This is a genomic window from Pseudomonadota bacterium, assembly GCA_039815145.1.
Classification (GTDB): Bacteria; Pseudomonadota; Gammaproteobacteria; order Steroidobacterales; family JBCBZW01; genus JBCBZW01.
In genome coordinates, this window is the sequence record JBCBZW010000004.1 from 78,218 (window position 1) to 104,065 (window position 25,848).

Annotated in this window: 23 protein-coding genes; 14 read left to right on the forward strand and 9 right to left on the reverse strand. The window is 68.0% G+C overall.

All coding sequences use genetic code 11. The features are described 5' to 3' along the window. Position 1 precedes the first annotated feature (1 nt). Complete coding sequence (locus AAF184_02620) at positions 2 to 1,468, forward strand: ATP-binding protein (GenBank protein ID MEO0421200.1); 1,467 nt, start codon at positions 2 to 4, stop codon at positions 1,466 to 1,468. Here AAF184_02620 and AAF184_02625 read toward each other — a convergent pair. Continuing rightward, positions 1,465 to 2,118 (reverse strand): nucleotidyltransferase family protein, encoded by a 654-nt coding sequence (locus tag AAF184_02625; GenBank protein MEO0421201.1) that lies wholly within the window; start codon positions 2,116 to 2,118, stop codon positions 1,465 to 1,467. The two genes, AAF184_02620 and AAF184_02625, sit on opposite strands and share 4 nt — an antisense overlap. Between AAF184_02625 and AAF184_02630 the strand changes: the two genes are divergently transcribed. Beyond that, the gene (locus AAF184_02630) at positions 2,117 to 3,286 is read left to right on the forward strand and encodes a VWA domain-containing protein (protein ID MEO0421202.1); all 1,170 of its coding nucleotides are present in this window, start codon (positions 2,117 to 2,119) and stop codon (positions 3,284 to 3,286) included. The two genes, AAF184_02625 and AAF184_02630, sit on opposite strands and share 2 nt — an antisense overlap. Positions 3,287 to 3,292: 6 nt before the next feature. Here the strand turns inward: AAF184_02630 and AAF184_02635 are convergent, their stop codons facing one another. Then, positions 3,293 to 4,435, reverse strand: coding sequence for an XdhC/CoxI family protein (locus AAF184_02635; protein ID MEO0421203.1), 1,143 nt, complete (start codon positions 4,433 to 4,435; stop codon positions 3,293 to 3,295). A gap of 257 nt (positions 4,436 to 4,692) precedes the next feature. On the opposite strand from AAF184_02635, the gene AAF184_02640 reads away from it, so the two are divergent. The 7 genes from AAF184_02640 to AAF184_02670 all read left to right on the forward strand — a co-directional run bounded on the left by AAF184_02640 (position 4,693) and on the right by AAF184_02670 (position 11,557). Continuing rightward, entirely contained in the window at positions 4,693 to 5,259 is a 567-nt protein-coding gene (locus AAF184_02640; GenBank protein ID MEO0421204.1) for a carbon monoxide dehydrogenase subunit G, read from the forward strand. 82 nt (positions 5,260 to 5,341) lie between these two features. Beyond that, positions 5,342 to 5,815: a (2Fe-2S)-binding protein gene (locus tag AAF184_02645; protein MEO0421205.1), complete on the forward strand. Its 474-nt coding sequence runs from the start codon at positions 5,342 to 5,344 to the stop codon at positions 5,813 to 5,815. Between the two features lie 64 nt (positions 5,816 to 5,879). Next, the gene (locus AAF184_02650; protein ID MEO0421206.1) at positions 5,880 to 6,680 is read left to right on the forward strand and encodes a xanthine dehydrogenase family protein subunit M; all 801 of its coding nucleotides are present in this window, start codon (positions 5,880 to 5,882) and stop codon (positions 6,678 to 6,680) included. A gap of 13 nt (positions 6,681 to 6,693) precedes the next feature. Beyond that, positions 6,694 to 7,620: a MoxR family ATPase gene (locus AAF184_02655; protein MEO0421207.1), complete on the forward strand. Its 927-nt coding sequence runs from the start codon at positions 6,694 to 6,696 to the stop codon at positions 7,618 to 7,620. 80 nt (positions 7,621 to 7,700) lie between these two features. Continuing rightward, complete coding sequence (moaA, locus tag AAF184_02660) at positions 7,701 to 8,741, forward strand: GTP 3',8-cyclase MoaA (GenBank protein MEO0421208.1); 1,041 nt, start codon at positions 7,701 to 7,703, stop codon at positions 8,739 to 8,741. Between the two features lie 92 nt (positions 8,742 to 8,833). Next, the gene (locus AAF184_02665; GenBank protein MEO0421209.1) at positions 8,834 to 10,372 is read left to right on the forward strand and encodes a DUF1800 domain-containing protein; all 1,539 of its coding nucleotides are present in this window, start codon (positions 8,834 to 8,836) and stop codon (positions 10,370 to 10,372) included. Between the two features lie 3 nt (positions 10,373 to 10,375). After that, on the forward strand, positions 10,376 to 11,557 hold the full coding sequence (locus AAF184_02670) for a DUF1501 domain-containing protein (protein MEO0421210.1): 1,182 nt from the start codon (positions 10,376 to 10,378) through the stop codon (positions 11,555 to 11,557). Positions 11,558 to 11,578: 21 nt separating this feature from the next. Here the strand turns inward: AAF184_02670 and AAF184_02675 are convergent, their stop codons facing one another. Further along, positions 11,579 to 12,091 carry a hypothetical protein gene (locus AAF184_02675; GenBank protein MEO0421211.1) on the reverse strand — a complete coding sequence of 171 codons (513 nt, stop codon included), beginning with the start codon at positions 12,089 to 12,091 and terminating at the stop codon, positions 11,579 to 11,581. Between the two features lie 48 nt (positions 12,092 to 12,139). Next, a complete protein-coding gene (locus tag AAF184_02680; GenBank protein ID MEO0421212.1) occupies positions 12,140 to 13,561 on the reverse strand; it encodes a methyl-accepting chemotaxis protein in 1,422 nt (473 codons plus the stop codon). A 135-nt stretch (positions 13,562 to 13,696) separates the two neighbouring features. Here AAF184_02680 and AAF184_02685 point away from each other — a divergent pair, with 135 nt between their 5' ends. Next, on the forward strand, positions 13,697 to 14,653 hold the full coding sequence (locus tag AAF184_02685) for a hypothetical protein (GenBank protein MEO0421213.1): 957 nt from the start codon (positions 13,697 to 13,699) through the stop codon (positions 14,651 to 14,653). A 19-nt stretch (positions 14,654 to 14,672) separates the two neighbouring features. Here the strand turns inward: AAF184_02685 and AAF184_02690 are convergent, their stop codons facing one another. Then, positions 14,673 to 15,185, reverse strand: coding sequence for a DUF6702 family protein (locus AAF184_02690; GenBank protein ID MEO0421214.1), 513 nt, complete (start codon positions 15,183 to 15,185; stop codon positions 14,673 to 14,675). Next, complete coding sequence (locus tag AAF184_02695; protein MEO0421215.1) at positions 15,182 to 17,680, reverse strand: M1 family metallopeptidase; 2,499 nt, start codon at positions 17,678 to 17,680, stop codon at positions 15,182 to 15,184. The genes AAF184_02690 and AAF184_02695 overlap by 4 nt, the downstream gene beginning before the upstream one ends. A 264-nt stretch (positions 17,681 to 17,944) precedes the next feature. Between AAF184_02695 and AAF184_02700 the strand changes: the two genes are divergently transcribed. Next, positions 17,945 to 19,222 carry an SPOR domain-containing protein gene (locus tag AAF184_02700; GenBank protein ID MEO0421216.1) on the forward strand — a complete coding sequence of 426 codons (1,278 nt, stop codon included), beginning with the start codon at positions 17,945 to 17,947 and terminating at the stop codon, positions 19,220 to 19,222. Between the two features lie 170 nt (positions 19,223 to 19,392). Continuing rightward, complete coding sequence (locus AAF184_02705; GenBank protein MEO0421217.1) at positions 19,393 to 21,009, forward strand: amidase; 1,617 nt, start codon at positions 19,393 to 19,395, stop codon at positions 21,007 to 21,009. A gap of 110 nt (positions 21,010 to 21,119) precedes the next feature. Here the strand turns inward: AAF184_02705 and glcF are convergent, their stop codons facing one another. From glcF to AAF184_02720, 3 genes are read right to left on the reverse strand one after another with little or no spacing between them, the layout of a single operon-like run. Further along, positions 21,120 to 22,373, reverse strand: a complete 1,254-nt coding sequence (gene glcF, locus AAF184_02710; GenBank protein ID MEO0421218.1) for a glycolate oxidase subunit GlcF — start codon at positions 22,371 to 22,373, stop codon at positions 21,120 to 21,122. A gap of 16 nt (positions 22,374 to 22,389) precedes the next feature. Further along, positions 22,390 to 23,508: a glycolate oxidase subunit GlcE gene (glcE, locus tag AAF184_02715; GenBank protein MEO0421219.1), complete on the reverse strand. Its 1,119-nt coding sequence runs from the start codon at positions 23,506 to 23,508 to the stop codon at positions 22,390 to 22,392. 2 nt (positions 23,509 to 23,510) lie between these two features. Further along, entirely contained in the window at positions 23,511 to 25,022 is a 1,512-nt protein-coding gene (locus AAF184_02720; protein ID MEO0421220.1) for an FAD-linked oxidase C-terminal domain-containing protein, read from the reverse strand. A 144-nt stretch (positions 25,023 to 25,166) separates the two neighbouring features. On the opposite strand from AAF184_02720, the gene moaC reads away from it, so the two are divergent. Further along, a complete protein-coding gene (gene moaC / locus AAF184_02725; protein MEO0421221.1) occupies positions 25,167 to 25,670 on the forward strand; it encodes a cyclic pyranopterin monophosphate synthase MoaC in 504 nt (167 codons plus the stop codon). Next, positions 25,670 to 25,848 (forward strand): NTP transferase domain-containing protein (locus AAF184_02730; GenBank protein ID MEO0421222.1); only part of this gene is annotated, 179 nt, incomplete at its 3' end. The genes moaC and AAF184_02730, both read left to right, overlap by 1 nt.

Below are 25,848 nucleotides of genomic sequence, written 5' to 3' on the forward strand. Positions count from 1 at the left end.
GATGGTGGTGTCGGACGGTCTCGGCATGCGCGTGTTGATCCTCGTGCTCGCCCTGCTCACGGCCCTGCAGATCGCGTTGGTCGGGGGCAGTGCCTGGCTGCGCGTACGAGATTTCGGCGTGCCCTTGCGCCCCGCCTTGGTGGCGCAGACGGTGGCCACCATCGAGTTGCTCGAGGCGACACCCGCCGAGGAGCACGCGCGAGTGCTGCGCGCCGTCAACTCGCCGCTCGTACGCTACCGGCTGGTGCCGACCTTCCCGGCCGAAGATCCCCATCCGGGAACTGACGCCGCCTCCAGCCATCTGGCCCAGGTGTACGAGCGCGCGCTGGCCCCCCGTGCCTTCTACGCCTACGAGCGCGAACCGCCGCCCGGTGGTACGCGCCCGCCACCACCGCCGGGGGCAGGGGACGGCGCCGAGCGATCGCGTTCGCCACAGGGTGGCGCCCATGCCCACCGCCGACCCCGCCACCGCGCCTTGCGCACCGGCGGCTTCGCCCTGATCGTGCAGCTCGACGGCGGCGGCGCGCTGGTGATGGAAGCGAGCCCGCTGCACCGGCGGCAGCTGGCCTTATCGCTGATCCTCGTGATCAGCTCGGTGGTGGGGCTGGCGCTCCTGGCTGGGTTGATCTGGGCGTCGCTCGCCACGTCGCGCCCCCTGGCGCGCATGGCCCAGGGCATCACGGCCTTCGCCGACGACCTGCACGCCCAGCCGCTGGAGGAGCGCGGCCCCGGCCCCGTGCGTCGCGTCGCCGCTGCCTTCAACCGCCTGCAGGGCGGCCTTCGGCGCCTGGTCGAGCAACGCACCATGACCCTGGCGGCGATCGCCCACGACTACCGCACCTACCTCATGCGCTTACGCTTGCGCGCGGAGTACATCACCGACGAGACCCAGCGCGAGAAGGCCATCGCCGACATCGATGAGATGAGCGCGTTGCTCGATGACACGCTGGCCTACGCGCGCCATGCCAGCGCCACCCCTGGCGGCGGGCAGGCCCGAGAGGCACCGACCGCGCTCGACCTGGTGCCCCTATTGCGCGATGTGCTCGAACCCCACGAGGCCGCCGGCGCCGCGGTCACCTTGCAGGTGGAGGATCCGCCCGGCGAGGACGCGCGCGTTGCGGTCGCGGGGCCTCCCCTGCGCCGGGCCCTCGCCAATCTGGTGGAGAACGCGGTGCGCTACGGCCGGGGCGCTCACCTCGTGGTGGCGCTGGTGGGAGCGCCGGCGCAGCAGCTGTTGACGGTGACCGTGCGCGATGAGGGGGCGGGGGTGCCGGCGGAGGCCTTGGCCAAGCTGACCGAACCCTTCTACCGGATCGAAGACTCGCGTTCGCGCGAAACCGGCGGCGCAGGATTGGGTCTTGCGATCACCGATGCATTGATCGAATCGTTAGGTGGCAAGTTGAGCCTCACCAGTGCACCGGGTGAGGGTCTGGTCGCCCGCGTGATTTTGCCGATGGCCGCTGACTAGGGGCGCGCGGACGTCGCCGGAAGGCGGGCCAGATCCTCTGGCCGATCGATGTCCAGCGCCGCTTCAGGCATGGCCACCGAGGTGAACGATGTGGCTCGCAGCACCGCGCGCGCGCCGACGTCGCCGCGCAGACCGGCGAGGGCGGCGAACATCGAGGGCGGGAAGACGGCGGGGACGCCCCCGCTCACCTCGCCGTAGGCGCTCGCCACCGCGCGCCCTGGCGCCTCGATCCACGCGTTCAACAAGCGACGCAGAGCCCCAGCGTCGATCAGCGGTTGGTCGCTGAGCATGATCATCAGCGCGTCCGCCTGAGCCGACCGGGCCGCCGCGACCGCCAATCTCAGGGAGCTGGCCATGCCCTCGCGCTCGGCGAAGGGATTGTCGAGGAGCAGGGTCGGTTGGCCGGCGAGGGCTCGAGCGATGGCGGGGCGCAGCGCACTCGTCGTGACCACGGTCACCGGCGCGAGGTGTGGGCTGGTCGCGAGCACCGCGTCGACGGCGCGGGCGACCAGCGCCTTGCCGCCCCACTGGACGAGTTGCTTAGGTTGGCCGAGTCGCCGCGACGCGCCGGCCGCCAGCAGCACCGGCTTGATCCGGCCGGGCAGCGGCGGCAACACTGGCTCGCTTCCAGGGCCGGTGTGATCGTCCATGGCTACGCCTTCTCCCCCATCGTCGTCGTCGCTGCCCCGCATCACGGGTCACATCATCGCCTTCGCGCGCGCCTTGCGCACGCACGGCGTGGCGGTGGGGCCGGCGCAGGTGCTGGAGGCCCTGCGCTGCGTGCACGAAGTGGGGCTGGCAACGCGCGAGGATACCTACTGGTCCTTGCACGCGGCGCTCGTGCGCGACCCCGAAACGCGGGCTTGCTTCGACAGCCTCTTCGACGTGTTCTTCGCCGTTGCGCGCACGCCGCAGCCGCTGCAAGCCCGGGAGGACGCGCCGCCACCCGGCGAGGACGCGCCGCCGCTCGATCTCGAAGGGGGACGCCCGCGCTTGGACGACGGCCGGGGCGCAGACCGACCCGCCTCCATGCACCCACGCCATGCGCCCCTCACCGTGTCCGATCGCGACACGCTGGGGACGCGCGATTTCGCCCAGATGACCAGCGCTGAGCTCGCGCAAGCCGAGGCCGCGATCGCCCAGCTCCTGCCCACCCTGCCGCGACGGCCGACCCGCCGTCAGCGGCCATCGCCAAACACGGGCTCGCGCATCGATCTGCGAGCCACCCTGCGTGAGGGTCGGCGCTACGGCGGCGAGCTCGCAGCGCTCGCCCGTGTCCGGAACGACTCGCGCCAAGTGCCCGTGGTGTTGCTGTGTGATGTCTCCGGGTCGATGGCGGCCTACTCGCGAGCGTTTCTGCACTTCGCTCACGCGCTCACCCTGCAGCGTCGTGAGGTGTTCAGTTTCGTCTTCTCGACGCGCCTCAGTCATGTGACACGGGCCCTGAGCCACCCGAGCGCCGACCTTGCCGTCGCCCGGGTGAGTGGCCTGGTGCCCGATTGGGATGGGGGAACGCGCATTGCGGATTGCCTGGGTGAGTTCAATCGGCGCTGGGCCCACCGCGTGTTGGCGGGCCAGGCGTTGGTGGTCCTGCTGAGCGATGGGCTCGAACGCGAAGCGCACGATCGCCTGGGTCGCGAGGCGGCCCGCCTGCAGCGCCTCGCGCATCGTTGGCTCTGGCTCAACCCGCTCTTGCGCTACGCAGGCTTCGAGGCGCGAGCCAACGGCATTCGCGCCCTGCTACCCCACGTCGATGAGATGCGTTCGGCGCACAATCTGCGCTCGTTGGAAGACCTGGCGAGGTTGCTGGCGTTCTGAGGCGAATCAGCCGTTGCGAGCGTGAAACTGCTGCACCTGGGCGACGATGGAGAGGGCGATACCGGCGGGGTCGCGGGCGCCGAGATCGAGGCCGACGGGGCCATGGGTGCGCGCCGTGAGGGCGCGGGCATCGCGCAGACCGGTCACGCGATCGCCGCCATTGGCGAGGCGCTCGGTAACATCGGCGAGCAATCGACGCCGGCGTGCGGCGGGCCCGAGCAGGCCGATGAAGGGCACTTCGGACAGGGCCAGCTCCTCCAGGTAAGCGCGATCGCTCACCAGGTGGTGGCTCATGATGACCACCGCGTCGAAGCGGTCGAGGGCCAGGTGCTCGCGCAGTCGACCGGGGATCACTTCCACGGAGACATCGACCGGTGCGCCGTCCTTGGCGGCCGCGAGGCTGCCCGGGCGGTGGTCCGCCTGCGTGACGTACCAGCCGAGCTCCCGGCTCATGCGCAGGAGCGGTAGCGTGTCTGGGCCTGCGCCTACGACCAGTAGGCGAATAGGTGTGTTGACTGGTGTGACGAGCACATCGAGGGACGTCCCCTGCCCATCGGCAAGCGCGAGCCGCTCGACACCACCGGCGAGGGCGACGTCGCGGCAGCGCTCGGTGATGGTCTCGAGGCCGGTCTCATCGAGGGCGCCGCGCACGCGTCGGGTCTGCGAGGCGTTGGTGGGGTCCGTGAGGACGACGCTGCTGCCGAGCAGGGGATGGGGAGCCTCCTCGTGCCCGGGCGCAGGTCCGACTACCAGCCCCCAGGCGGCGCGTCGACCGGAACGGGCAGCGTCTGCGATGGCGGCGAAGGGCTGCCAAGCTTCCTCGTCAGTCAGCGGTTGCAGGAGGATGTCGAGGGCGCCGTCGCAGCCGAGGCCCAGGCCCCAGATTTCGTCCTCTTCGCGGTTGCGCATGTCGTAGCTCACCACCCGCGGGCGACCCTCTGTGAGGCAGCGTTGCGCGTGCAGGGTGAGATCACCCTCCAGGCATCCGCCGCTCAGCAAGCCGCGATGGCCCTGGTCCGGGGCGATGAGCATCTGGGCGCCGGCCTTGCTGTAGGTGGAGCCGGCCGTATCGATCACGGTGGCGAGCACCATCGCCTCGGCCTCGTCTCGCCAGCGGTGAAACTGCTCGCAAAGGGCGCGCATGGTCATGGGTCGGCAGGTCTCCGTGATCGCAGGACGCGGGGCGGATCGGTCGCCCCGCTCGTGCATCTTACGCCTAGTGTCCTGTCCCGCGAGTTCTTCAACGAACTTACGGGACAGGCCACTAGGTTCTCGCACGACCCACGCGCTGAAGGCAGAAAATCGCATGCTAAGCTACAGCGGGATGCGCGCCGGGCCGTCAGGCGGTTGTCGCGCCAGCCTGGAGCAGGGAGCGATCAGGCTCCCGAGTTGTTCGTGGGGGATCGATGGATATCGCCGGTGAGTACCGCTTGGCGGCGCCGCGCCAGCAGGTGTGGGATGCCCTGCATGAGGCGGACACCTTGCAAGCGTGCATTCCGGGTTGCGAATCGCTGGAGCGGGTGTCGGACGAGCAGGTGAATGCGGTCCTCACCGCCGCCATCGGGCCCGTCAAATCCCGCTTCAAGACCACGATTACGCTCACCGAACTCCACCCGCCTGCCCGCTACACCATGCACGGCGAGGGCAAGGGCGGCGCGGCGGGCTTCGGCCGCGGCACGGCCACCGTCGAGCTCGCCGAAGATGGTGCGCAAACGGTCCTGACCTACGCGGCCACCCTGAAGGTGGGGGGCAAGCTGGCTCAGGTGGGTTCGCGCCTCGTGGTGGGGGTGGCGCGCAAGATCTCAGATCAGTTCTTCGACGCCTTCGCCGAGCGCATCGGCGCCGATACGCAAGTGGTCGATGGCGACGCGTCGCCGACGGCGAAGGGGGGCGGCAGCAAGGCGTGGCTGATGGTGGCTGGCGGTGCGGTGGCGTTGGGCACTTTGTTATTCATTCTGTTCGGTCGCGGATGAGAAGGTCTCAGGCGGTGCGGACGACGCAGTGTGACCGTCGCCGCCGCGGCGCGCGTCCACCGGCGATGAGGGGTTGCATGTGATGAAGGTGGCGATGACGGTCAACGGTCGGCAAGTTCACGGCGAGGTGGAGCCGCGAACGTTGCTGGTGGAGTTCCTGCGCAACCAACTCGACCTCACCGGCACCCACGTGGGCTGCGATACGAGCCAGTGCGGCGCCTGCGTTATTCACCTCGACGGGGTTTCGGCCAAGAGCTGCACCATGCTAGCCGTGCAGGCGGACGGGGCGACGGTCACGACGATCGAGGGCCTTGCCGATGCCGATGGACTGCACCCCATCCAAGAGGCCTTCCGCGAGTTCCACGGCCTGCAATGCGGTTTCTGCACGCCCGGCATGATCATGAGCGCTGCCGACCTTCTGCAGCACAACCCCACGCCATCGGAGGCGGAGGTACGCGAGTGGTTGGCCGGCAACATCTGTCGTTGCACGGGCTACCAGGGCATCGTGGATGCCGTGATGGCGGCCGCGCAGGAGCTGGCTTTAGCGCATGGATGATGTCGCGGTAGCAGATCTGCGCCTGCCCCTTGCCAGCCACTGAACGGAGCTGTTGACGTTGAGTATGTACTCCTTCGGGTATCGAGCCCCCACGTCGGTCGAGGAGGCCGTGGCCGCGCTTCAGGCCGATGAGGAAGCGAAGTTCCTGGCCGGCGGCATGACCTTGCTGCCGACGATGAAGCTGCGTTTGGCCAGCCCATCCCAGCTGATTGCCTTGGATGGGGTGTCGCCCCTGCACGGTGTGTCGCGGGCAGGGGAAGCGCTCGTGATCGGCGCGATGACGCGCCACGCGGAAGTGGCGCGGCATGCGCTAGTGCGAGAGGCGATACCGGCCTTGGCCCATCTCGCCTCAAGGATCGGTGATCCCCAGGTACGCAATCGCGGCACCCTGGGCGGGGCCATCGCCAACAACGATCCTGCCGCCGACTATCCGGCAGCGCTAGTGGGCTTGGGCGCCACGGTACACACGGACCGTCGCGCGCTCGACGCCGAGGCGTTCTTCACCGGCATGTTCGAGACCGCCCTCGAGGCTGATGAACTGGTCCTTAAGGTGAGCTTTCCCATCCCGCAGCGCGCGGCTTACGTGAAGTTTCCCAATCCCGCCTCGGGCTACGCGGTGGTCGGCGTCATGGTGGCGCAGACGGCCACGCAAGTGCGCGTCGCCGTGACCGGGGCTGGTGAACAGGTCTTCCGGGTGCCGGCGATGGAGCAGGCGCTGGCGGCAGACTTCTCGCGAGCGGCGCTCGCCGGTATCACCGTGCCCGATGAGGTGGCCCTCAACGAAGACCTCCATGCCTCTTCGGCCTATCGGGCCCATTTGGTGGAGGTGATGGCGGGGCGAGCTGTCGACGCGGCAGGTGGCTGAGGCGCCGTCGTCGGTGCACGCGGCGCAAACCTTGCCGGCGGACGTGGACGGCGCCGCCACGCTCCTCGCAGGCGCCGGCTACGTTGCCTCACGCGGGCTCGCCACGGCCACCTTTCTGGCCTTGCGCCTGCATCGCCCCCTGTTCCTCGAGGGGGAGGCGGGCGTCGGCAAGACGGAGCTCGCCAAGGCGCTCGCGAGCGCCCTCGGGCGCGAGCTCATTCGCCTGCAGTGCTACGAGGGCCTGGACCTTGCGAGGGCAGCGTACGAGTGGGACTACCCGCGACAGCTGCTGCACATCCGCGCGGCGGAGCGGGAGGCCCAGAGTTCGCAAGGGCTGGAGCAGGATCTCTACCACGAGCGCTACCTGCTCGAACGGCCGCTGCTGCGGGCCCTGCGACCCCAGGCGCGCGGCGCGCCGGTGTTGCTCATCGACGAGCTGGACCGGGCGGATCCGCCCTTCGAGGCGATGCTCCTGGAACTGTTGGCGGATTTTCAACTCTCGATACCAGAGTTGGGCACGGTGCGAGCGCCGGTGCCGCCAATCGTCGTGTTGACCTCGAATCGAACACGCGAAGTGCATGACGCGCTTAAGCGCCGTTGCCTCTATCACTGGGTAGACTACCCGGATGCTGAGACGGAACAGCGCATCGTCGCCAGTCGTGCTTCGGTGGTGAGCGAAGCCCTCGGCCAGCAGCTCGTGGCCTTCGTGCAGCGCCTGCGTGAGCAGGGCCTGTACAAGGCACCGGGGGTGGCGGAGGCCATCGATTGGGCCAATGCCTTGAGCCAACTCGAGGCGTCGACCCTGACCGGGGAACTGGTGGACGATACGCTCGGCGCGCTACTGAAGACCCAGGAAGACATCGCCCGCATTCGCGGCCCCGAGGCGGCCCGCCTGCTGGCGCAGGTGCGCGGCGATGCGCAGACACGGACAGGACCTTGAGCGACACCACTCCCCCAACCGATGACGGCTCATCGCCTGCCGAGCAGGCAGACCTGCCAACGACGGTCGCCGAAACACCGGTGACCTTCGGGGCGGGCCTCGAGGCGCCGGCGGGCAGCCCGCGCGATACGCTCGGGCGCCCCCTGCGCGATCTGCGCATCAGTGTCATGGATCGCTGCAACTTCCGCTGCCCCTACTGTATGCCCGAGGACAAGTTCCACCGCAACTTCCGCTTCCTCGATCCTGGCGAGCGGCTGAGCTTCGCCGAGATCGTGCGTGTGGCACGGGCGGCGACCCGCTTGGGCGTGAGCAAGCTGCGCATCACCGGCGGCGAACCCTTGCTTCGACCTGGCCTGGCGGATCTCATCGCTGAGCTTTCTCAGCTGAAGGGCATCAACGACATCGCCCTGACCACCAACGGAGTGTTGCTCGGACAGCAGGCTGCCATGCTCAAGGCCGCCGGTCTCGATCGGATCACCGTGAGTCTCGATTCCCTGGATCCAGAGGTGTTCGCCACCATGAGCGGCGGTCGCGGGGGCGTGCCACGGGTGCTCGACGGTATCGAGACCGCCCTGGAATCGGACCTTCGGCCGATCAAGATCAACACCGTGGTACAGCGCGGTGTGAACGACCACACGGTGCTCGATCTGCTGGAGCGTTTCCGCGGCACGGACGTGGTCGTGCGTTTCATCGAGTACATGGACGTCGGCAACATCAACCACTGGCAGCACGCGGACATGGTGCCCGCGCGCAACCTGGTCGATTTGATTCATGAGCGCTGGCCCCTGGAGGCGGTCAAGCGTCGCCACGCGAGCGATGTGGCGAGCCGCTATCGCTACGCCGACGGGGCAGGGGAGATCGGCTTCATCACCTCGGTGACCGAACCCTTCTGCGGTGCCTGCTCTCGGGCTCGCCTCTCTTCCGAGGGCAAGCTCTACACCTGTCTGTTCGCCACCGAGGGCTTCGATCTTCGCGCGCCCCTGCGCGATGGCTTGGACGATGTGGGGCTCGAGGAGCTGGTCGCCGCCGTCTGGCGTGGTCGTGCAGATCGCTACAGCGAACAACGCGCCGAGGGCGCACCGCGTGGCGAGAAGATCGAGATGTACTACATCGGCGGTTGAGGGACTCCCACGGCGCGCGGGCGCTTGAGCTGGCGTGGGTCAACGCCGCCGAGCTCAGGCCGTTATCTGAGAGTGATCCATCGGATACGGTTATGTCGCTGCACGACGCTACCATCGCTGCCAACCGCTTCGGCCTCGGCGCCCGGCCAGGTGACCTGACGGCGATCGCCAAGGATCCGCGAGGCTGGCTCCTCGCCCAGCTCACCCCGACATCGGCGCTGCCGTCCGCGCTGCGCGCCTTGCCTCCCTCCCGTGAGGACATCCTCTACGAGCCCTTCGCTAGAGCCCAACGCGACGTCTATCGCCGCCTCGAGCGCAAAGGCGTCGACGTCGCGGGCATGGGTGATTCCCAATCGCGGAACAAGATCCAGCGCAAGGAAGAGTCAGCCCGTGCGCTAGCCGCGAGCGAGGCTCGCCTGGCAGTGGCCGTCGGCTCCGATACGCCCTTTCGCGAGCGCCTGGTGCACTTCTGGATCAACCACTTCAGCGTCTCCGGTCTGAGCCGGGCGATGCGATTGCTGCCGCCGGCCTTCGAGCGCGATGTGATACGGCCGAACATCACCGGCAGCTTCGCCGACCTGTTGCAGGCGGCGACCCGCCACCCGGCGATGCAGCGCTACCTCGACAACTACCGCAGCGTAGGCCCGCACTCGTTCTACGCCGAGCATCCCAAGGCCTACGCCCAAGCGCATAGTGGCCCGGTCCGAAAAACCCTGGGACTCAACGAGAACCATGCGCGCGAGATCCTCGAACTGCACACGGTGGGCGTGGATGGTGGCTACGATCAGGACGACGTCGAGCAATTCGCTCGCGCCCTCACGGGCTGGGGTGTGCGCGAGGTGCTGGGGACACGCGATGAGAAACGTGCGCGCCTCAATCGTGTGATCCACGCAGAGGATCCGCTAGGTGTTCTGGCGCGCGAGATGACGGCGTTGCGAGCGCCCTACGAGGAGGCTGGCTGGGAGGCGTTCTACTACTTCGACGCGCGTGCCCACGAACCGGGCGCGGTGACCGTGCTCGGCAAGCGTTACGAGCAGGGTGGCATGGCTCAGGGACAAGCGATTCTCGATGATCTCGCGAACCATCCGAACACCGCACAGTTCATCGCGACCAAACTCTGTCGACACTTCATCGCGGACACACCACCAGCGCGAGCCGTGGCCCGCGTCGCGCGCGCCTTTCGCAAGAGCGATGGCGACTTGACCGCCACCTACCGAGCTTTGCTGTTGGAGTGTCCCGACGCCTGGGAGGGGCCGCCACGCAAGTTCAAGCGGCCCGAAGAATATCTGGTGTCCGTGCTACGAGCCTTGGAAGTGCCGACGGCCAAGGTGCGGCCCTTCGTGCGTGCCACGCGGGTGATGGGGCAGGGCCTGTATCTCGCCCCTGGCCCCGACGGCTGGTCCGACCTGGAAGCACACTGGGCTTCGCCGGATGGCGTATGGAAACGGATCGAGTGGGCGACCCGCCTCGCCCAACGCACGGCCTCAGCCACCCGCGATGTCGGCCAGCTCGGGGCCGAGGTGCTCGGCAGCGCCTACTCCGACCGGGTGACACGGTCGGTCGCCGGCGCTTCATCGCCCTCACAGGCGCTGGCGCTGCTGCTGTTGAGCCCCGAGTTCATGCGGAGGTAGAGAATGCCCGTAAGTCGCCGTGAGCTAATAAAATCTATCGGTCTGCTGGCAGGGGTGGCCTCGAGCCGGGTGTTCGCCGCCGCGCCCGGTCGCCGCGAGGACGACCCGCGCTTCGTGCTGCTCGTGCTGCGCGGGGGCATGGATGGATTGTCGGCCGTGCCAGCCTTCGGGGATCCACATTTTGAAGCGGCTCGCCGAGGGGGGGGCTTAGCGCCGCCGGGGGAAGAGGCGAACACGGCCCTGGATCTGGATGGTTTCTTCGGCCTGCACCCGCGACTGCCCCGGCTGCACGAGCGGTGGGCGGCGGGTGAGCTGGCGGTGCTGCACGCCCACTGCATTCCCTATCAGGGTCGTTCCCACTTCGATGCGCAGAACGTCCTGGAGCACGGTGGGGTGGTGCCCTACAGCTTGTCGTCCGGGTGGCTCAACCGAGCGGTAGCAGCCCTTGGGGCGACGTCTCCCGCCATGGCGATCGTGCCGGTGATGCCCTTGGTTCTGCGGGGGGAGGCGCCCGTGAGTTCCTGGTCGCCGTCCGCCCTACCCGCGCCGGACGCAGAACTCCTGGACCGCCTGCAGCGCCTGTACGACCAAGACGCCACCCTAGGGGAGGCGTTCGCCCAAGCACGCGAGATCAACGATCTCGTGCCGATGGACGAGGGATCGCCGCGTGGGCGTCGCGATCTCGGTGCGCTGGCCCAGGCGGCCGGAGATTTCCTCGCCGCCCCCGAAGGTCCCCGGGTGGTGATGCTCGAGTCCGTCGGCTGGGACACCCACGCGCGGCAGGAGAGCGGTCCCGCGCTGCCGCGTCAGTTTCGCCAGTTGGACGCGGGGCTCGACGCCTTGCGCGTCTCCTTGGGGTCAGCGTGGCAGCACACGGTGGTGATGGTGCTCACCGAGTTCGGGCGAACGGTGGCCATGAACGGCACCGAGGGCACGGACCACGGCACGGGCGGGGCGGGCTTTCTGGTCGGCGGCGCCGTGCGTGGACGCCAGGTGGTGACGGATTGGCCGGGCTTGGCGCCGAAGGCGCTGCACGAGGCGCGCGACTTGCGGCCCACGCTGGACACTCGCGCACTGATCAAAGGTGTGCTCGCCGATCATCTCGGCTTGGGTGAGCGCGTGTTGGGGAACGAGGTGTTTCCGGACACCCGGCGTGTGGCGCCGGTGCGCGATCTCATCGCCTGAGCCACGCCGTGCGAGCGTGGCTCACGGCTCCACCATCACGTAGAGCGACTCCTCGCGCATGCCCGCGCTGAAGCGCTGCACCTTGCGCGCGTCCGGCGCTTGGCTTCGACCCCACAGGCGAACCCACTCGCCGGCACTGGCGCCCACGGTGCTGCTGAACACGCGCACCTGGCCGTTACGCCAGCGCGAGGTCTGAATGCGTAGCACGTAGCCATCCTCGCTCTCCTTGGGCTCAGGCGTGATGTGCACCACATCGCCATCGGTGGGCATTTCGTCCAGGCGTGTGCCCGCCAACCCGCCGAGGCCGGCAAGGGTGAAGTCCCGACCGTTGGTGATCGTGAGCATGACCGTCTCACCTAGCATGGTGACGACCGAAGTCACGGGCTCGCCCCCCGCGCGGGCGAGGGTGCGATCGGGAAGAACGGGGCTGATCGTGATCGTTACGTTGTCACTGGCGTGGGCGATGCCCGACCAAGCGAAGATGTTGGCTACGCTCGCGATCAGCAGATGACGGCAGGCGGTGACGAGCGACATGATGAGAGTCCTGCGGTTGCGTAGGCGAGGCAGAGCGTCTGCCCGACCTCAGACCTTCACCCCGATGCGAAACCCGCCCCAGTGGCGGTTGCGAATGACGATCGGCGCGGAGATGTCCTTCATCATCACGTACTGGCCGCCCCCCATGTCGCGCCGGTAGGTCTGCACGAGTTGTGGCGCACGGTTGCGTCCCGCGGCGAGCCCGACGCGGTCGTCGAAGATGCGGCGATTGCGACAGTTAGCCGTGTTCCACGCCACATCCGAGCCCTGTGGCTGGGAGAACTTGTTGTTGTGCGTGGGCAGGTAGCCGTTGCCGTCCACCGCGGCGCAGAACAGGATCTTGGTGTTGTCCAGCAGTGGTTCCTGAATCGCCGGCAGATGGCGATCGGTGAAGTCGACGTACTTGGTCATCACCTGCTCGGGATTGGTGGAGGGGATCGGTCGATACTCCCGATCGAACAGGCTCTCCATCGTGAGCTGTCCGCTGTCGAGCGCTTGCTCGAAGAGCTGGGCGATCTGGGCCGCGGTGCGCTGGGCCAGGTGAACGAACTCCGTATCCGGCGTGTCGATGCCGCTGGTCGCGGTGAGGCCAACCACGGTCTCGCCGACGTTGATGAGCTTGTCCACGCGCGTGGACGTGTCGCTGAGCGCCGCGCTCGCGTCGTTGACCTTGCCCACCATGCCGCGGAAGGCGTCCTGCATGTGGGTGACCTGCTGCCCGATGCGCTCGGCAGCGGTGTCGATGCTATCGGCCTGCTCGCCCAGCTCGCCCATCGCCGTGTCCACGGTGACCACGAGTTCGCTGATGGCGGTGGTGCCTGAGCGAACCTCTTCAGCCGCGTGGGTGCTCTTGCTGCCCTCGGCGATCAGGGATTCGAACTGGGAGGCGAGACCGCGCAGGGTCTTGTCGATATCGGCGGTGGCCTCCGAGGTTTGCGTGGCCAAGGCCTTCACCTCGCCGGCCACGACCGCAAAGCCACGCCCCGCCTCGCCGGCACGGGCCGCCTCCACGGAGGCGTTGATCGCCAGTAGGTTGGTCTGGCGGGCGATGCGATCGATCTCGGCGGCGACGCTGGTGACGCCCGAGAGCGTCTTCTTGATCCCCTCCAGCTGATCGCCGACGCGACTGACGCCCTCGACCAGTTCGTGGATCGTCTTCACGGCGCTGTCCACCTGCCCTCGCGACTCTTCGACCTTGGCGGAGGTACGGCTGGAGACGCTCCGGGCCGCCTCGGCCGCCGCGGTGATCTGCTGGTTGACCTGGGCCATCTCGTCCGCGTCCTGGCCCAGGCGCGAGAACAGGGAGGCCTGCTCAACCACCTGACCACTGACGGTGGCGACGTTGGCGGAGATGTCCACGATCTCGGTGCTGAGAAGCGTGGCTTGATTGGACACTTCGCGCAGGACGGTGCCCAGTTGGGATGAATCGTGCGCGTCGTGGCTTGGGGTGGCGGGTGCGTGAGCGGCCATGTCAGCTGATCTCTCGTCGGCTTACAACGGAACGCCCAAGTCTCGGTTATGTCCGTTCCGCGAACTGTCGATCAGTGCGCACTGCGGTCAGAGGATTGCATTACCGGGATCGAAATCCGTCGCTAGACTAGACCCATGTACGATTTGAAGTGGCTGCGCTCGGTGGCGCGGGATGGCTTGGGCGACATGGTGCCGACGGTGCGCGAGCTCGTGTCTGGCGAGCAGCGCACCCAGGGACGCCTGCAGCTCGTATTCGGCTCGGCGCCGCGGCGAAATTTGCTGGCGCTGGCGGTCTTCGGCGTGCTGGCCGGCGAACTGTTGGCCTTGCTCATGCCCTCGATAGACCTGGACGGTGTCGTGAACCCCGCGGCCGCCTTGCTAGGCGCGGCGCAGGCGGCGCTGATTCGACGCTACTTGTTCCGTTCGGACCAGGCGGACTCCGGCGACTTTCCCTGGCTGGCCGCCTCCATCGGGCCGGCGATACTCGTGCTGGTTCTGGCGCAGGCCTGGCGCGGTGCGGTGAGCCTACCGGGACTCCTCGGTGCATCGCCCGAGCCCCTGGAAGTGGCCGACGCCGTGGTGCGCTTGCTCGCGGACATGCTGGCCGTGGCTGCCGCCTACGCCGTGGCCATGGCCACCCTGTGCTACCGGCGCAAGTGGCTGCGGGCCCTTTGGGACCTCGCCGTGCGCCTGTTCGTCTTCCAGGTCACGATGTGGGTCATGGTGTTGCTGTTCGTCGAGATCGGCATCGTAGGCCCCATCGCGAGCGCCCTGATCGGTGCCGTGACCGGCTGGTACCCACCGGACTGGTTGGGGGATCTAGCGGATGTGCTCACCTACGCCTTGCTCATGGGCGTGGTGTTGCTGGCGGTGATCGGGGCCACCTGGATCGTGTGCCGAGACAACTTCGACACCCTGCTCGCCGAGGGCGAGGTAGATGTGCTGGAGAGCCTCAACGCCATCGCCCAGTCGCCCGAGGCGCGAGCGCGGCAGGAAGTCCGCGAGCAGAAGGAGACGGAGAAGCGCGAGCGCCGTGCCGTAGCCAAGCAAGCGCGGCGCAAGGGGCGCGGGGGCGCTGGCGAGTCGTCGTGAGCGCTCGCCCAGAGGTCGCTCAGTGCTTCGCCAGTCCGTGCCAGCTATCGTCGCCAGTGAAGCGAAGCGTGCGCACGCCCACGGGCAGATGCACGTTCACCTCATTGATCTGCTCGGTGAAGGCATCGCGCAGGATATCGTTGGCCACCCGTAGGGTGCCGTCGCTCAGGCGGCGATCCGACTCCTGGTAGATGAGCAAGTAGTCATCGCGCAGCTCCGCCCCCAGGGTGCGTAAGGTTAGCGTTTCGCCGTCGAGTTGCACGGCGAAGCGGCCCTCGACGTACAGCGCGGCACGCGCCCGATCCTCGAGGCTGGCGAAGTCGAGGCGTTCGATGCCCTCGACCTGGGCCACCCCCACGGCGGCGTCGTGCACGTGCAGGCGATGGGTGATCTCCGTGAGCTCGCTCCGGGGGTTCCACACGATGCGGGTCACGCTGCCCGGACCGCGGTGGGCGTCGGCAGCGCCGATGCTGGCCAGCGCGAGGACGGCGAGTAGCCCGTCCCGCGCGCGGCGCGCCAGCGTCCTATTCACGGTGCGCCGGTCAGCGGCACCGTGCGCACCTTGCCGTCCTCACCCGCCTTGCGCTCGCGGAGCTTGTCCAGGGTCTCGCGCATGAGGTCACGGGTGTCGTTCTCCGACTTATACAGCTCAATACGCGAGCGCTCGATGCGTCGGGGGAAGTGGTTGTTGGCGAAATCCGCGTCCGCGGTCTGGTGCTGGGGGTCCAGGGCGACAGCGCTGATCGCTTGTTCGCGGATCAGCAGCTTGGTCACGCTGGCGATGTCGCGGCGCCAGATCTCCGCCGGCAGCATCAGCGATTCGCTCGTGCCGTCGGCGTTGGTGATCTCCAGGGGCAGGGGCGTGGGCAGACCGCCCAGGTTGTCGAAGTCGACGAAGTAGATGAACTGCCCTTCGGCGACGGCGCGGCGCAGGGCCTCGTACTCCCAGTCCTCTAAGCCATCGAGCAGGTCGGCGTGATCGTTGCGCGCCTTGTTGGTGGGCGTGAACTCGTCGTTCTCGTTGTAGAAGTCGGCGAGCTCGGGGTGGCGTTGGAGGTAGGTGGCTCGACCTTCCTCGCGGTTGCGACGCTGGCCGAGCGCTTCGGGTACCTCGCGCTCCCGCTCGGCGCGGGCGAGGGGGCCTTCCATATCCGGGTTGGTGCTGGAGATCTGATACTCGCGCACGTCGCGGATGGCCACGTCCACGTGGTCCGTCGAGTAGAACCACCCACGCCAGAACCAATCGAGATCCACGCCCGAGGCGTCTTCCATCGTGCGGAAGAAATCTGCGGGGGTCGGGCGCTTGAAGCGCCAGCGGCGGGAGTACTCCTTGAAGGCGAAGTCGAACAGCTTGCGGCCCATCACGGTTTCGCGCAGCACCACCAGTGCCGCCGTCGGCTTGGTGTAGGCATTGGGGCCCAGGTGCAGCACCGAATCAGAGTTGGTCATGATCGGCACCTGGTCTTCGCTGGTCATATAGTCGGTGACGTAGTCGAGCACGTTCACGTGGTTAGGGCGGTAGGCGGGGTAGTTCTCCTCCCACTCCCACGCCGCCATGTAGTCGAGGAAGCTGTTGATGCCCTCGTCCATCCAGGTCCATTGGCGCTCGTCGGAGTTCACCGTCATCGGAAAGTAGATGTGACCGATCTCGTGGATGATGACGCCGATCAGGCCGTACTTGGTCTTGCGCGAATAGGTGCTCTTGCGCGCGTCGTCCACCAGGTCCTCGGGGTCGGCGTCCACCTCATCTTCCCGATAGCCATTGAAGGTGATCATCGGATACTCCATGCCCCCGCTCTTCCAGGTGTTCACGGACTGAGCGCTGGGGTAGGGGTAGTCGAAGGAGAAGCGTGAGTAGACCTCCATCGTGTGCTTGACCGCGTGGGTGGAGTAGTCCGCCCAGATCCTGCCGGCCTCGTTGGGGTAGAAGGACATGGCGAGCACGTTGTCGTAGGTGGCGCCCGGTTGGCGGTGGGACATCGCATCCCAGACGTACTTGCTCGAGCTCGACCAAGCGAAGTCGCGCACGCTCTCGGCCTGGAACACCCAGGTCTTGGTCTTGGCGCTGCGGGTCTTCTCGTTCGCCAGCGCCTCCTCGGGCGTCACGATGAACACGGGTTCGGCTTCGCTCGTGCGCGCCTTGGCCAGGCGCTCGCGCTGGGTGGCGCTCAGCACCTCATCCGGGTTCTGCAGCTCACCGGTGGAGGACACGATGTGGTTGGCGGGCACGGTGATGGCCACCTCGAAGTCGCCGAATTCGAGGGTGAACTCGCCGCGGCCGAGGAACTGCTTGTGCTGCCAGCCGGCGTAGTCCGTGTAGGCCGCCACGCGGGGATACCACTGGGCGAGGAAGTAGAGGGCCGTATCCGTCTCGGGGAAGTGCTCGTAGCCGCCGCGCGAGTCGTTGAGAATCTCCAGCAGCACGTTGAAGGCGAACTCGATGCGCAGCACCGTGCGCTCGCCGCTCGCCAAGGGGGTCGGCAGGTCCACGCGCATCATCGTGTCGACCACCGTGTGCGCAAGGGCGTTGCCCGTGCCGTCAGTGACGGCACCGAGTTCGAAGCCGTATTCGACGTCCTGGCGATTCTGATGCTGAGCGATCGCCTTGTAGCTCAGTACGTCCTTGCCCTCACCCTGCGCGTCGCGCCAGGTGTTGCGCCCCGCCGCGTCGGCGGCGGTCTTCGAGCGCGCCTCGAGGGAGTCCCTGGCGAAGCGGTTCTGATCCAGCTGTAGCCATAGGTAGCGCAAGCGGTCTGGCGAATTGTTGTGATAGGTGATCTCCACCACGCCGGTGATGCGCCGGGCCTTCTCGTCCAGCGCCACGTCGATGCGATAGTCGGCGCGTTGCTGCCAGTACTCTCGCCCGGGGGCGCCGGAGGCCGTGCGGTAGACGTTGGCCGTCGGCAGGTCGACGCCCAGCTGGCGGAAGGCGTCGTAGAAGTCGCCTTTGGTCTGGCGAATCGCGTCGCTGTGGGCGACGCCGAGGGGCAACAGGAGCACGAGGGCGATCAGGAGACGGTGACTCATAGGGATTTGAGCAGGTTGCGGTGATGAGGGAAGCGGCCAAGCCTAGCAGAGGGTTGGGAGCTCGCGGGCGGGTGGGCGTCGACTCCATGGACGCCTCGCCAGGCGTCGAGATCTCGATCGAGGCTGAGGCGGGAAACGGCAACACGGGCGTCGGAGCTGCCCGTGGCGTTACACTACCGCCCGCCCGTCAGCTCCGTCGCCGGCTGCAAGTCGACGAACAGGACCTGGATATCGCAAGACTCACTGATCTACCGATAATTAAAAATGACGCGATTCGCTGCTACTGCCCCCGGTTTGATACCCGCCCTCCTCGCCACGCTGTTGGTGCTAAGCGCGGGGACCACTCATGCCGACCCCCTGGATGACGCTCGCGCGGCCTGGCGCCGCGGCGACTACAAGCTCGCGCTGGACCTGCTACGTCCCTTATCGGACGCAGGTGACGCAGGCGCCCAAGCCACCCTGGCGCTGATGTACGAGTTCGGCCAAGGGGTCGAGCGCTCGGCCGGGACGGCCGCCGAGCTCTACGAGCAGGCGGCGCCTGGAATGGACCTGGAGTTCCGCCACAACCTGGCGACCAAGTTCTACGCCGGCGACGGCCTGGCACAGGATTACGGCAAGGCCGCGCGCTGGTGGCGCGAGGCAGCCGACGGCGGACTGCCGGAATCCCAGTACGATCTCGGCCTGCTCTACCACACGGGTAAGGGGCTGCCACAGGATTACGGCAAGGCCTACGAGCTCTACCAAGCCGCCGCACGGCGTGGCCTGGCGCGGGCGGAACACGGCCTCGGTGTGCTCTACGCCACCGGCAACGGCGTGCCGAGGGACTACGCGGAGGCGGCAAGCTGGTTCGCGCGCGCCGCCGAGCAGAACTACCCCAAGGCCCAGTACAACCTGGCGTCGTTGCTGATGTCGGGGCGGGGGGTGGATGTCGACACCGATCGCGCCGAGGACCTCTTGCGCCGAGCAGCCGCCGCCGGCGAGGAAGGCGCCGTCGTCAAGCTCGCCGAACTGCGTCGCCAGCGGCGCGAGCCGAGCGAGTCATCGGTCAGTACCACGACGACCGCGGGTGCGGTACGCACGGCGCGGCCCGCGAACGTGGTCGCACCCCCCATAGAGCCTCGGGACGCGATCGCTGAGCCGGCGCCCGTGGCGCGCGTGGTCAGGTCGTCACCGACACCGACACCGCCGCCGACGACCCCGGCCCCCGCGCCCACCGCTGTTCCTGCGCAAAGCGCGCCCGCGATGGTCAGCGCCGCCTCGGACTTCGAGGAGGCCTCGCCGCAAGCGTGGGTGCTGCAACTGGCGAGCATGTCCACGGCGCAGACCGCCGAGGGCTTCGCGGACAAGCTCCGCGCGCAGCTGGACGACACCCTGTACGTGGTGGCCTACCAGGCCGGCGGCACGGTGCGCTATGCCGTCGTGCTCGGGCTCTTCGATGGCCGTGCAGCGGCCGGCGAAGCCGCGACGGCGGTGCGCCCGCTGCTGGCGAGTGGCGATCCTTGGTTGCGACGCGTGGGCGCCCTGCAGGCCCTGCAGCCCTAGCGAGCTTTCCTAGGTAATCCCCTAGCCAGCGCCAACACCTTGCCGCCACCGTCTTCGCCATGACCGGCACTCCTTGAGCTAACCACCGCGCGTCGCGCCTCCGCTCGGACTACCATCGAGTGAGTAGGGGGTCGAATTCGTCGGCTCGCGAGCTCTCGAGGAGAATCGACGTGGACAGACGCGACTTCATTCGCCTGGCGATCGCCAGCACCGCGGCGATGGCCGGTTCGCGGACCCTTGCCGCCACCCCCTACGGCACCAAGCGCACGCCTCCGCCGGTGCAGGCCCTGGCCTCGGCTCACCTGATGCAACTGCGTGAGTGGATGGATAGCGGACGCCATTCCTGCGCGTCCATCGTGGAGGCCTACCTCGCTCGCATCGACAACCTCGATAGCGCTGGCCCCACCCTGCGCGCCGTGCTCGAGACGAACAGGCAGGTGCGCTCCTTCGCCGCCGCCCGCGATAGCCAGCGCCAGGGCGGTCTCGATGTGGGTCCCCTGCACGGCATGCCCCTCATGCTCAAGGACAACCTGGACACGGCCGGTGCCCTGAGTGCGGGGATGTTGACCACCGCGGGTTCCCTGGCGTTGATGGATTGCATGCCCGGGCGCGCCTCCACCGTGGCCGAACGGCTGGAGGCGGCCGGTGCCCTGATTCTCGGCAAGACGAACTTGAGCGAATGGGCGAACTTCCGCTCGGAGCGCTCCTCGAGCGGCTGGAGCGGGCGCGGCGGTCAGACCCGCAATCCGCACGTGCTCAGCCGCAACCCCTGTGGCTCGAGCTCCGGCTCCGGCGCTGCGGTGGCGGCCGGCCTCTGCGCGGGCGCGATCGGGACGGAGACCAACGGGTCGATCGTGTGCCCGGCGGGTACCTGCGGCATCGTCGGCTTAAAGCCGACCGTGGGGCTGGTAAGCCGCGCCGGCATCGTGCCGATCTCCGCCACCCAGGATACGGCCGGCCCGATGACCACCGACGTGACCGGTGCTGCCGTGATACTGGGCGGCGTCGCGGGCGTTGATCCACGCGACCCAGCGACCAGCGCCGCGGCCGATCACGCGCACAGCGACTACACGCAGTTCCTCGACCGCGATGGTCTGCGCGGTGCGCGGATCGGCGTGATGCGGCGCTGGAACGGTCGCCACGAGGGCGTTGATGCGGTCTACGAGCGGGCCCTCGACTCCTTGCGTGCCGCCGGTGCTGAGCTGATCGACCCGGTTGATATCGAGAACTGGAATGACTATGGCGAAGCGTCCTATCAGGTGCTGAAGAGCGAGTTCAAGGATGGTCTCAAGCGCTACCTCGCTACCCGTGACGGCGATGGGCCGAAGACCCTGGCCGAGGTGATCGCCTTCAACGAGGCCCATGCCGAGCAGGAGATGCCCTGGTTCGGCCAGGACATCATGATCGCCTCAGAGGCCACCGCCGGGGTGGAGGATCCCGCTTACCTGGAGGCCCTGGCCAAGGTGCGGCGCATGAGCCGCGATGAGGGTATCGACGCGGCGCTGGGTGAGCACCACCTGGATGCGATCGTGGCGCCCACCAACGGACCCGCGTGGACCACGGATTGGGTGAACGGGGATAACTGGGTGGGGATCAGCAGTTCGAGCGCCGCGGCGCGGGCCGGCTACCCCAACATCACCGTGCCAGCGGGTGCAGTGCACGGCTTGCCGATCGGCATCTCCCTGTTCGCGGGCGCTTGGTCCGAGCCGTTGCTCCTGCGTCTGGCGTACGCCTTCGAGCAGCAGCACGGGGGACGCGTGCTACCGACCTACCGCGCGACGATCTAGTGCCCTGAGTTGGGAGTTCGTTGAGTGTCGCGGGGCCTGCCACGCTCGTCGTCGCGCCGCGCTCAGGAACGAAAACTCCCGTGCGCATTACTCAACGACAACTCAGGGCACTATCGCGTACGCGCCTCGACCTCTTCGATCCAGTGCCGCACGGGGGTGTCCGTGTGGCGGGATAGGTGCTGCTGGCAGCCCACGTTGGCGGACAGGATGAGGTCGGGGTCGTCCGCGTCGAGCTGGCCTGCACGGCGCTCGCCGAGGCGGTGTGCCATCTCCGGTTCCAGCACCGACCAGGCGCCCGCGGATCCGCAGCAGGCGCCCGCGTGCGGGTCCGCCTTCGCATCCAGACCCACGGCCTGCAGCACTTCCCGCACGCGACTGCTCAAGCCCAAGCCGTGCTCCAGCGTGCATGGGCAATGCAGTTGCGGTCCGCGCCGGCTCGTGGCCTCGGCGGTAGTGAGGGCGGCCAGCGCTTCGGGGGGCAGCACCTGCGCGATGTCGCGCAGGGCGTCGGCTACGCGCTGCGCCTCGGCGGGGATAGCGCCCGTGTGCGGGTCGGCGAGGAGCGATGGGTAGTCGCGCATGAAGGCGCTGCAGCCGCTGGCCGTCGTCACGATCGACTCGACACCTTTTTCATCCATTAGGCGAGCCAGTCGACTGACATTGCGTTGGACGCGTCGTCGGGCACCTTTGGCATCGCCGAAATGGTGATGGAGCGCACCACAGCAGCCCACCTCGCGCGCGGAGATCACCTTGGTGCCAAGGCGGGTCAGCACGCGGGTCGCCGCCTCATGGGTGGCGGGTGCCAGCACGGGGTGCACGCAGCCGCGCAGCAGGACGGCTGTCGGAGCGTCTGTCTCCGCCCGTAATGCTGCGCCTTCGGGCGAGGGCCGCAGGGGCTTCCCTTGCGTGGGCACGGCAGCGCGCAAGGCGGTTGGAAGCACGGCGCGCAGGCGCCGCCCGAGCCACACGGCCAGTCGAAAGAGCCAGGTGCGCGAGGCGATGGTCCGGATCAGTTTGCGCTTCAAGCCGCCGGAGCCTGGGCGTGCTACCTGCTCGTCGACGAGCTCGCGGCCGATGCCGAGCAGCGTGTGGTAGGGAACGCCGGACGGACAGGTGCTTTCGCAGGCGGTGCAGGTGAGGCAGCGGTCGAGGTGGCGCTGGGTCACCTGCGTGGGCGCGTTGCCTTCCAAGGCTTGCTTGATCAAATAGATGCGCCCGCGGGGGCCGTCGAGCTCGTTCCCCGTGAGTTGATAGGTGGGGCAGGTGGCGTTGCAGAAGCCGCAGTGCACGCACTTGCGCAGCGCTGCATCGGCCTGGGCGCGTGCGTGGGGAGGGAGGAGATGCTCGTCGATAGCGGTCTGCATCGGGTTCAGATCCCTTTCAAATCCCTGGGTAGAGTCGACCGGCGTTGAGCACGCCGTGCGGGTCGAAGGCCGCCTTCAGGCGTCGGTGGAGGGCGTAGGTGGCCGGCGGCAGGGGATGGAAGGCATCTTCTACGCTCTCCTCGGGCGGTGACTGCGCCGTCGCGCCGGGCCCGTGATAGCGCGTGGCGTGACCGCCGAGCGCTGCCGCCTCGTTACGAATGAGACTGATCGGCTCGTCCGTTATCAACCACCGTTGAGCACCGGCCCAGTCGATCACGCAGGTGCCGGGCAAGTCGACCGGGCGCGACGCCGGCGCCACCGACAGTCGGTACAAGCCTTGTTCCGGCGACCGCTTGAAGGTGCGGCCGTTGAGGTCGCGCAGGGCGGTCCAGCGATCGTTAGTATTAGCTATTTCGGTGTCGGGGATGAGCGCTCGTAGGGTGGTCTCTCCTGCCTCCACGGCGCGTTCGCTGCCCGCGAGTCGCACGGACAGCTCGCCGTCGTGCCACATGGCGCCCGTCACGGGTAAGGCCCTGGCGCGGAGTCTCGTGAAGCAGTCGATCGCCTCGCGCGCGCTCATGTAGGCGCAAATGGTGCGAACGTGTGCAGGCGCGGGCAGCACCTTGACCGAGATGTCCAGGAGCACGCCAAGCGTGCCGAAGGCGCCCGTGAGCAGTCTTGATAGGTCGTAGCCGGCAACGTTCTTCATCACCTCACCGCCGAAGCGTAGCACCTGGCCCCGACCGTTGATCATGCGGATACCGAGGACGAAGTCGCGGGTGGCGCCCACGAAGGGCCGGGCAGGGCCGGACAGGCCGCTCGCGATGGCGCCGCCAAAGGTGGTGCCGGGGCCGAGCTGGGGCGGATCGAAGGGCAGGTGTTGGCCGTGGGCAGCCAGGTGCTCGGTGATGTGCGCGAGCGGCGTGCCGGCGCGGGCGGTCAACACCAGCTCTTCCGGTTGGTAGGTCACCACGCCGCAGTGCTCGCGTGTGCTGAGCTCCTGCGCGTAGGGCGTGCGACGACCCAGGAATCGCTTGCTGTCGCCGCCCACGATGCGAAGAGGTTCGCGGCGGCGGGCGGCCAGACGCACCGCGTCCACCAGCGCCTCGGTGTGATCGTGCTCTGGCGTGGGCACCGTCAGAAGCGTTCCAACTCGGGGTGGGGCAGATTGCCGCCGTGCACGTGCATTGCGCCGAACTCGGCGCAACGGGCGAGGGTGGGTACGGCCTTGCCGGGGTTGAGCAAGCCATCGGGATCGAGGGCGCGCTTGACGGCGTGAAACTGGGACAGCTCGGCTTCCCTGAACTGCAGGCACATCTCGTTGATCTTCTCCCGCCCGACGCCGTGCTCGCCCGTGATGGTGCCGCCGGCCTCGACGCAGGCGGCGAGGATATCGCTGCCGAACGCTTCCGCGCGCTCGAGTTCGCCCGCCTCGTTGGCGTCGAAGAGGATCAGCGGGTGCAGGTTGCCGTCGCCGGCGTGAAAGACGTTTGCGACGCGAAGGTCGTGGCGCTCGGCGAGTTGCTGAATGTGCGCCAGCACATCGGCCAGGGCGCGGCGCGGGATGGTGCCATCCATGCAGTAGTAGTCGTTGGCGATACGGCCGACGGCGGGGAACGCGGCCTTGCGACCCGACCAGAAGCGTGCCTGCTCGTCCTCGTCACGGGCGCGCCTTACCGCGGTCGCACCCGCTTCGTGCAAGAGCACGCTGACCGCTTCCGCATCATGTTCGACCTCCGCCGTGCTGCCGTCGAGTTCGCATAGCAGGATGGCGGCGGCACCGCGCGGGTAGCCGGCGTGCACGAAGTCCTCCGCGGCGCAGATGGCCGCCTGGTCCATCATCTCGAGGCCCGCGGGTAGGACACCGGCGGCGATGACCCGGGCGACTGCCTCCGCTGCCACCGTTACCTCATCGAAGCTGGCTAACAAGACAGTTCGCTCTGGCGGCGCCGGCAGCAGGCGCACGGTGACTTCCGTGACCACGCCGAGCATGCCCTCGGAGCCGTGGGCGAGGGCGAGCAGATCGTAGCCCGGACCATCGAGGGCGCGGTGCCCCAGGCCGATCGACTCTCCGTCGACGGTGAGCATCTGTGCGGCGAGCACGTTGTGCACCGTCAGGCCGTACTTCAGGCAATGCACGCCGCCGGAGTTCTCCGCCACGTTGCCGCCGATGGTGCAGGCGATCTGGGAGGAGGGGTCTGGCGCGTAGTAAAGGCCGAGGTGGGCCACCGCCTCGGAGATGGCGCGGTTGGTCACGCCCGGCTGCACCCGTGCCGTGAGGTTCTTCTCATCGATCTGGACGATGCGGTTCATGCGCGACATGACCAGCAGCACGGCGTGGCGCATCGGCAGGGCGCCGCCCGACAGGCCCGTGCCAGCACCCCGCGTGACCACGGGGACGCCGTGGCGGTGGCAGAGGCGCAGTACCTCGGCGGCCATCTCGGCGCTGGTCGGCAAGACCGCGCAGAGCGGCGCTTCGCGGTACATGCTGAGCCCGTCGCACTCGAAGGGGCGCAGGGCTTCCTCGCCGGTGATGACGTCGTCGCTGTCTGGAAAGTGCCGGCGCAGGGCGAGCAGCAGTCCTTCGGGATCAGCGCTCCTGGCGCCATCTATCCCGTCGAGGGCGGGATCGTGGGCGGCGGTGGTCATCGAAATGGGCGTCCTGCGTCGGGCCAGGGGCGGCGGTTTTGACTTAAGTCTGAGTCTATCAGCCGCGAATCGTCCGTAGGATCACTAGTGCCTGTCACATTCGCCCGGGTAAACTGACGCATTGTTCTCCGCAGTGCACGATCAGTGTCCGACCCCTCGCAATCTCTGAGTCATGTGGACGCGGCTGGCCGGCCCACAATGGTCGACGTAGGCGACAAGCAGGTCACCCGTCGCACGGCGACGGCGCTCGCTCGCGTGGCCTTGCCGCCCGCCGTGGTGGAGGCCTTGCAGGCGGGCGGGGGGCGCACCAAGAAGGGCCCGGTGTTCGATACGGCGATCATCGCCGGGGTGATGGCCGCCAAGCGAACCCACGAACTCATCCCCTTCTGCCACCCTTTGGCGCTCGAGAACTGCAAGGTGCACATCGATCTCGACGAGGCGTCGCGGGAAGTGCGGATCGAATGCCACGTGGGTGTCAGCGGCCGCACCGGGGTGGAGATGGAGGCCCTGACCGGCGCCAGCGTGGCCGCCTTGACCGTGTACGACATGTGCAAGGCGCTGTCCCACGACATCGTATTGCACGAGGTGAAGCTGATGGCCAAGGCGGGCGGTAAGCGCGACTTCGAGCGTACGGGAGAGACGGTGTAATGGGCGTTGTGGCCCCCTTACACGGATTGCTCCTCGCGGGCGGACGCAGCCGACGTATGCGCGAGGACAAGGCCTTGCTGCGCTATCACGACCAGCGCACGCAGCTGGCCGTGACCCACGACTTGCTCAGCACCGTCTTGGACGGCGAGGTAAAGCTCTCCGTGCGCGCCGATCAGCG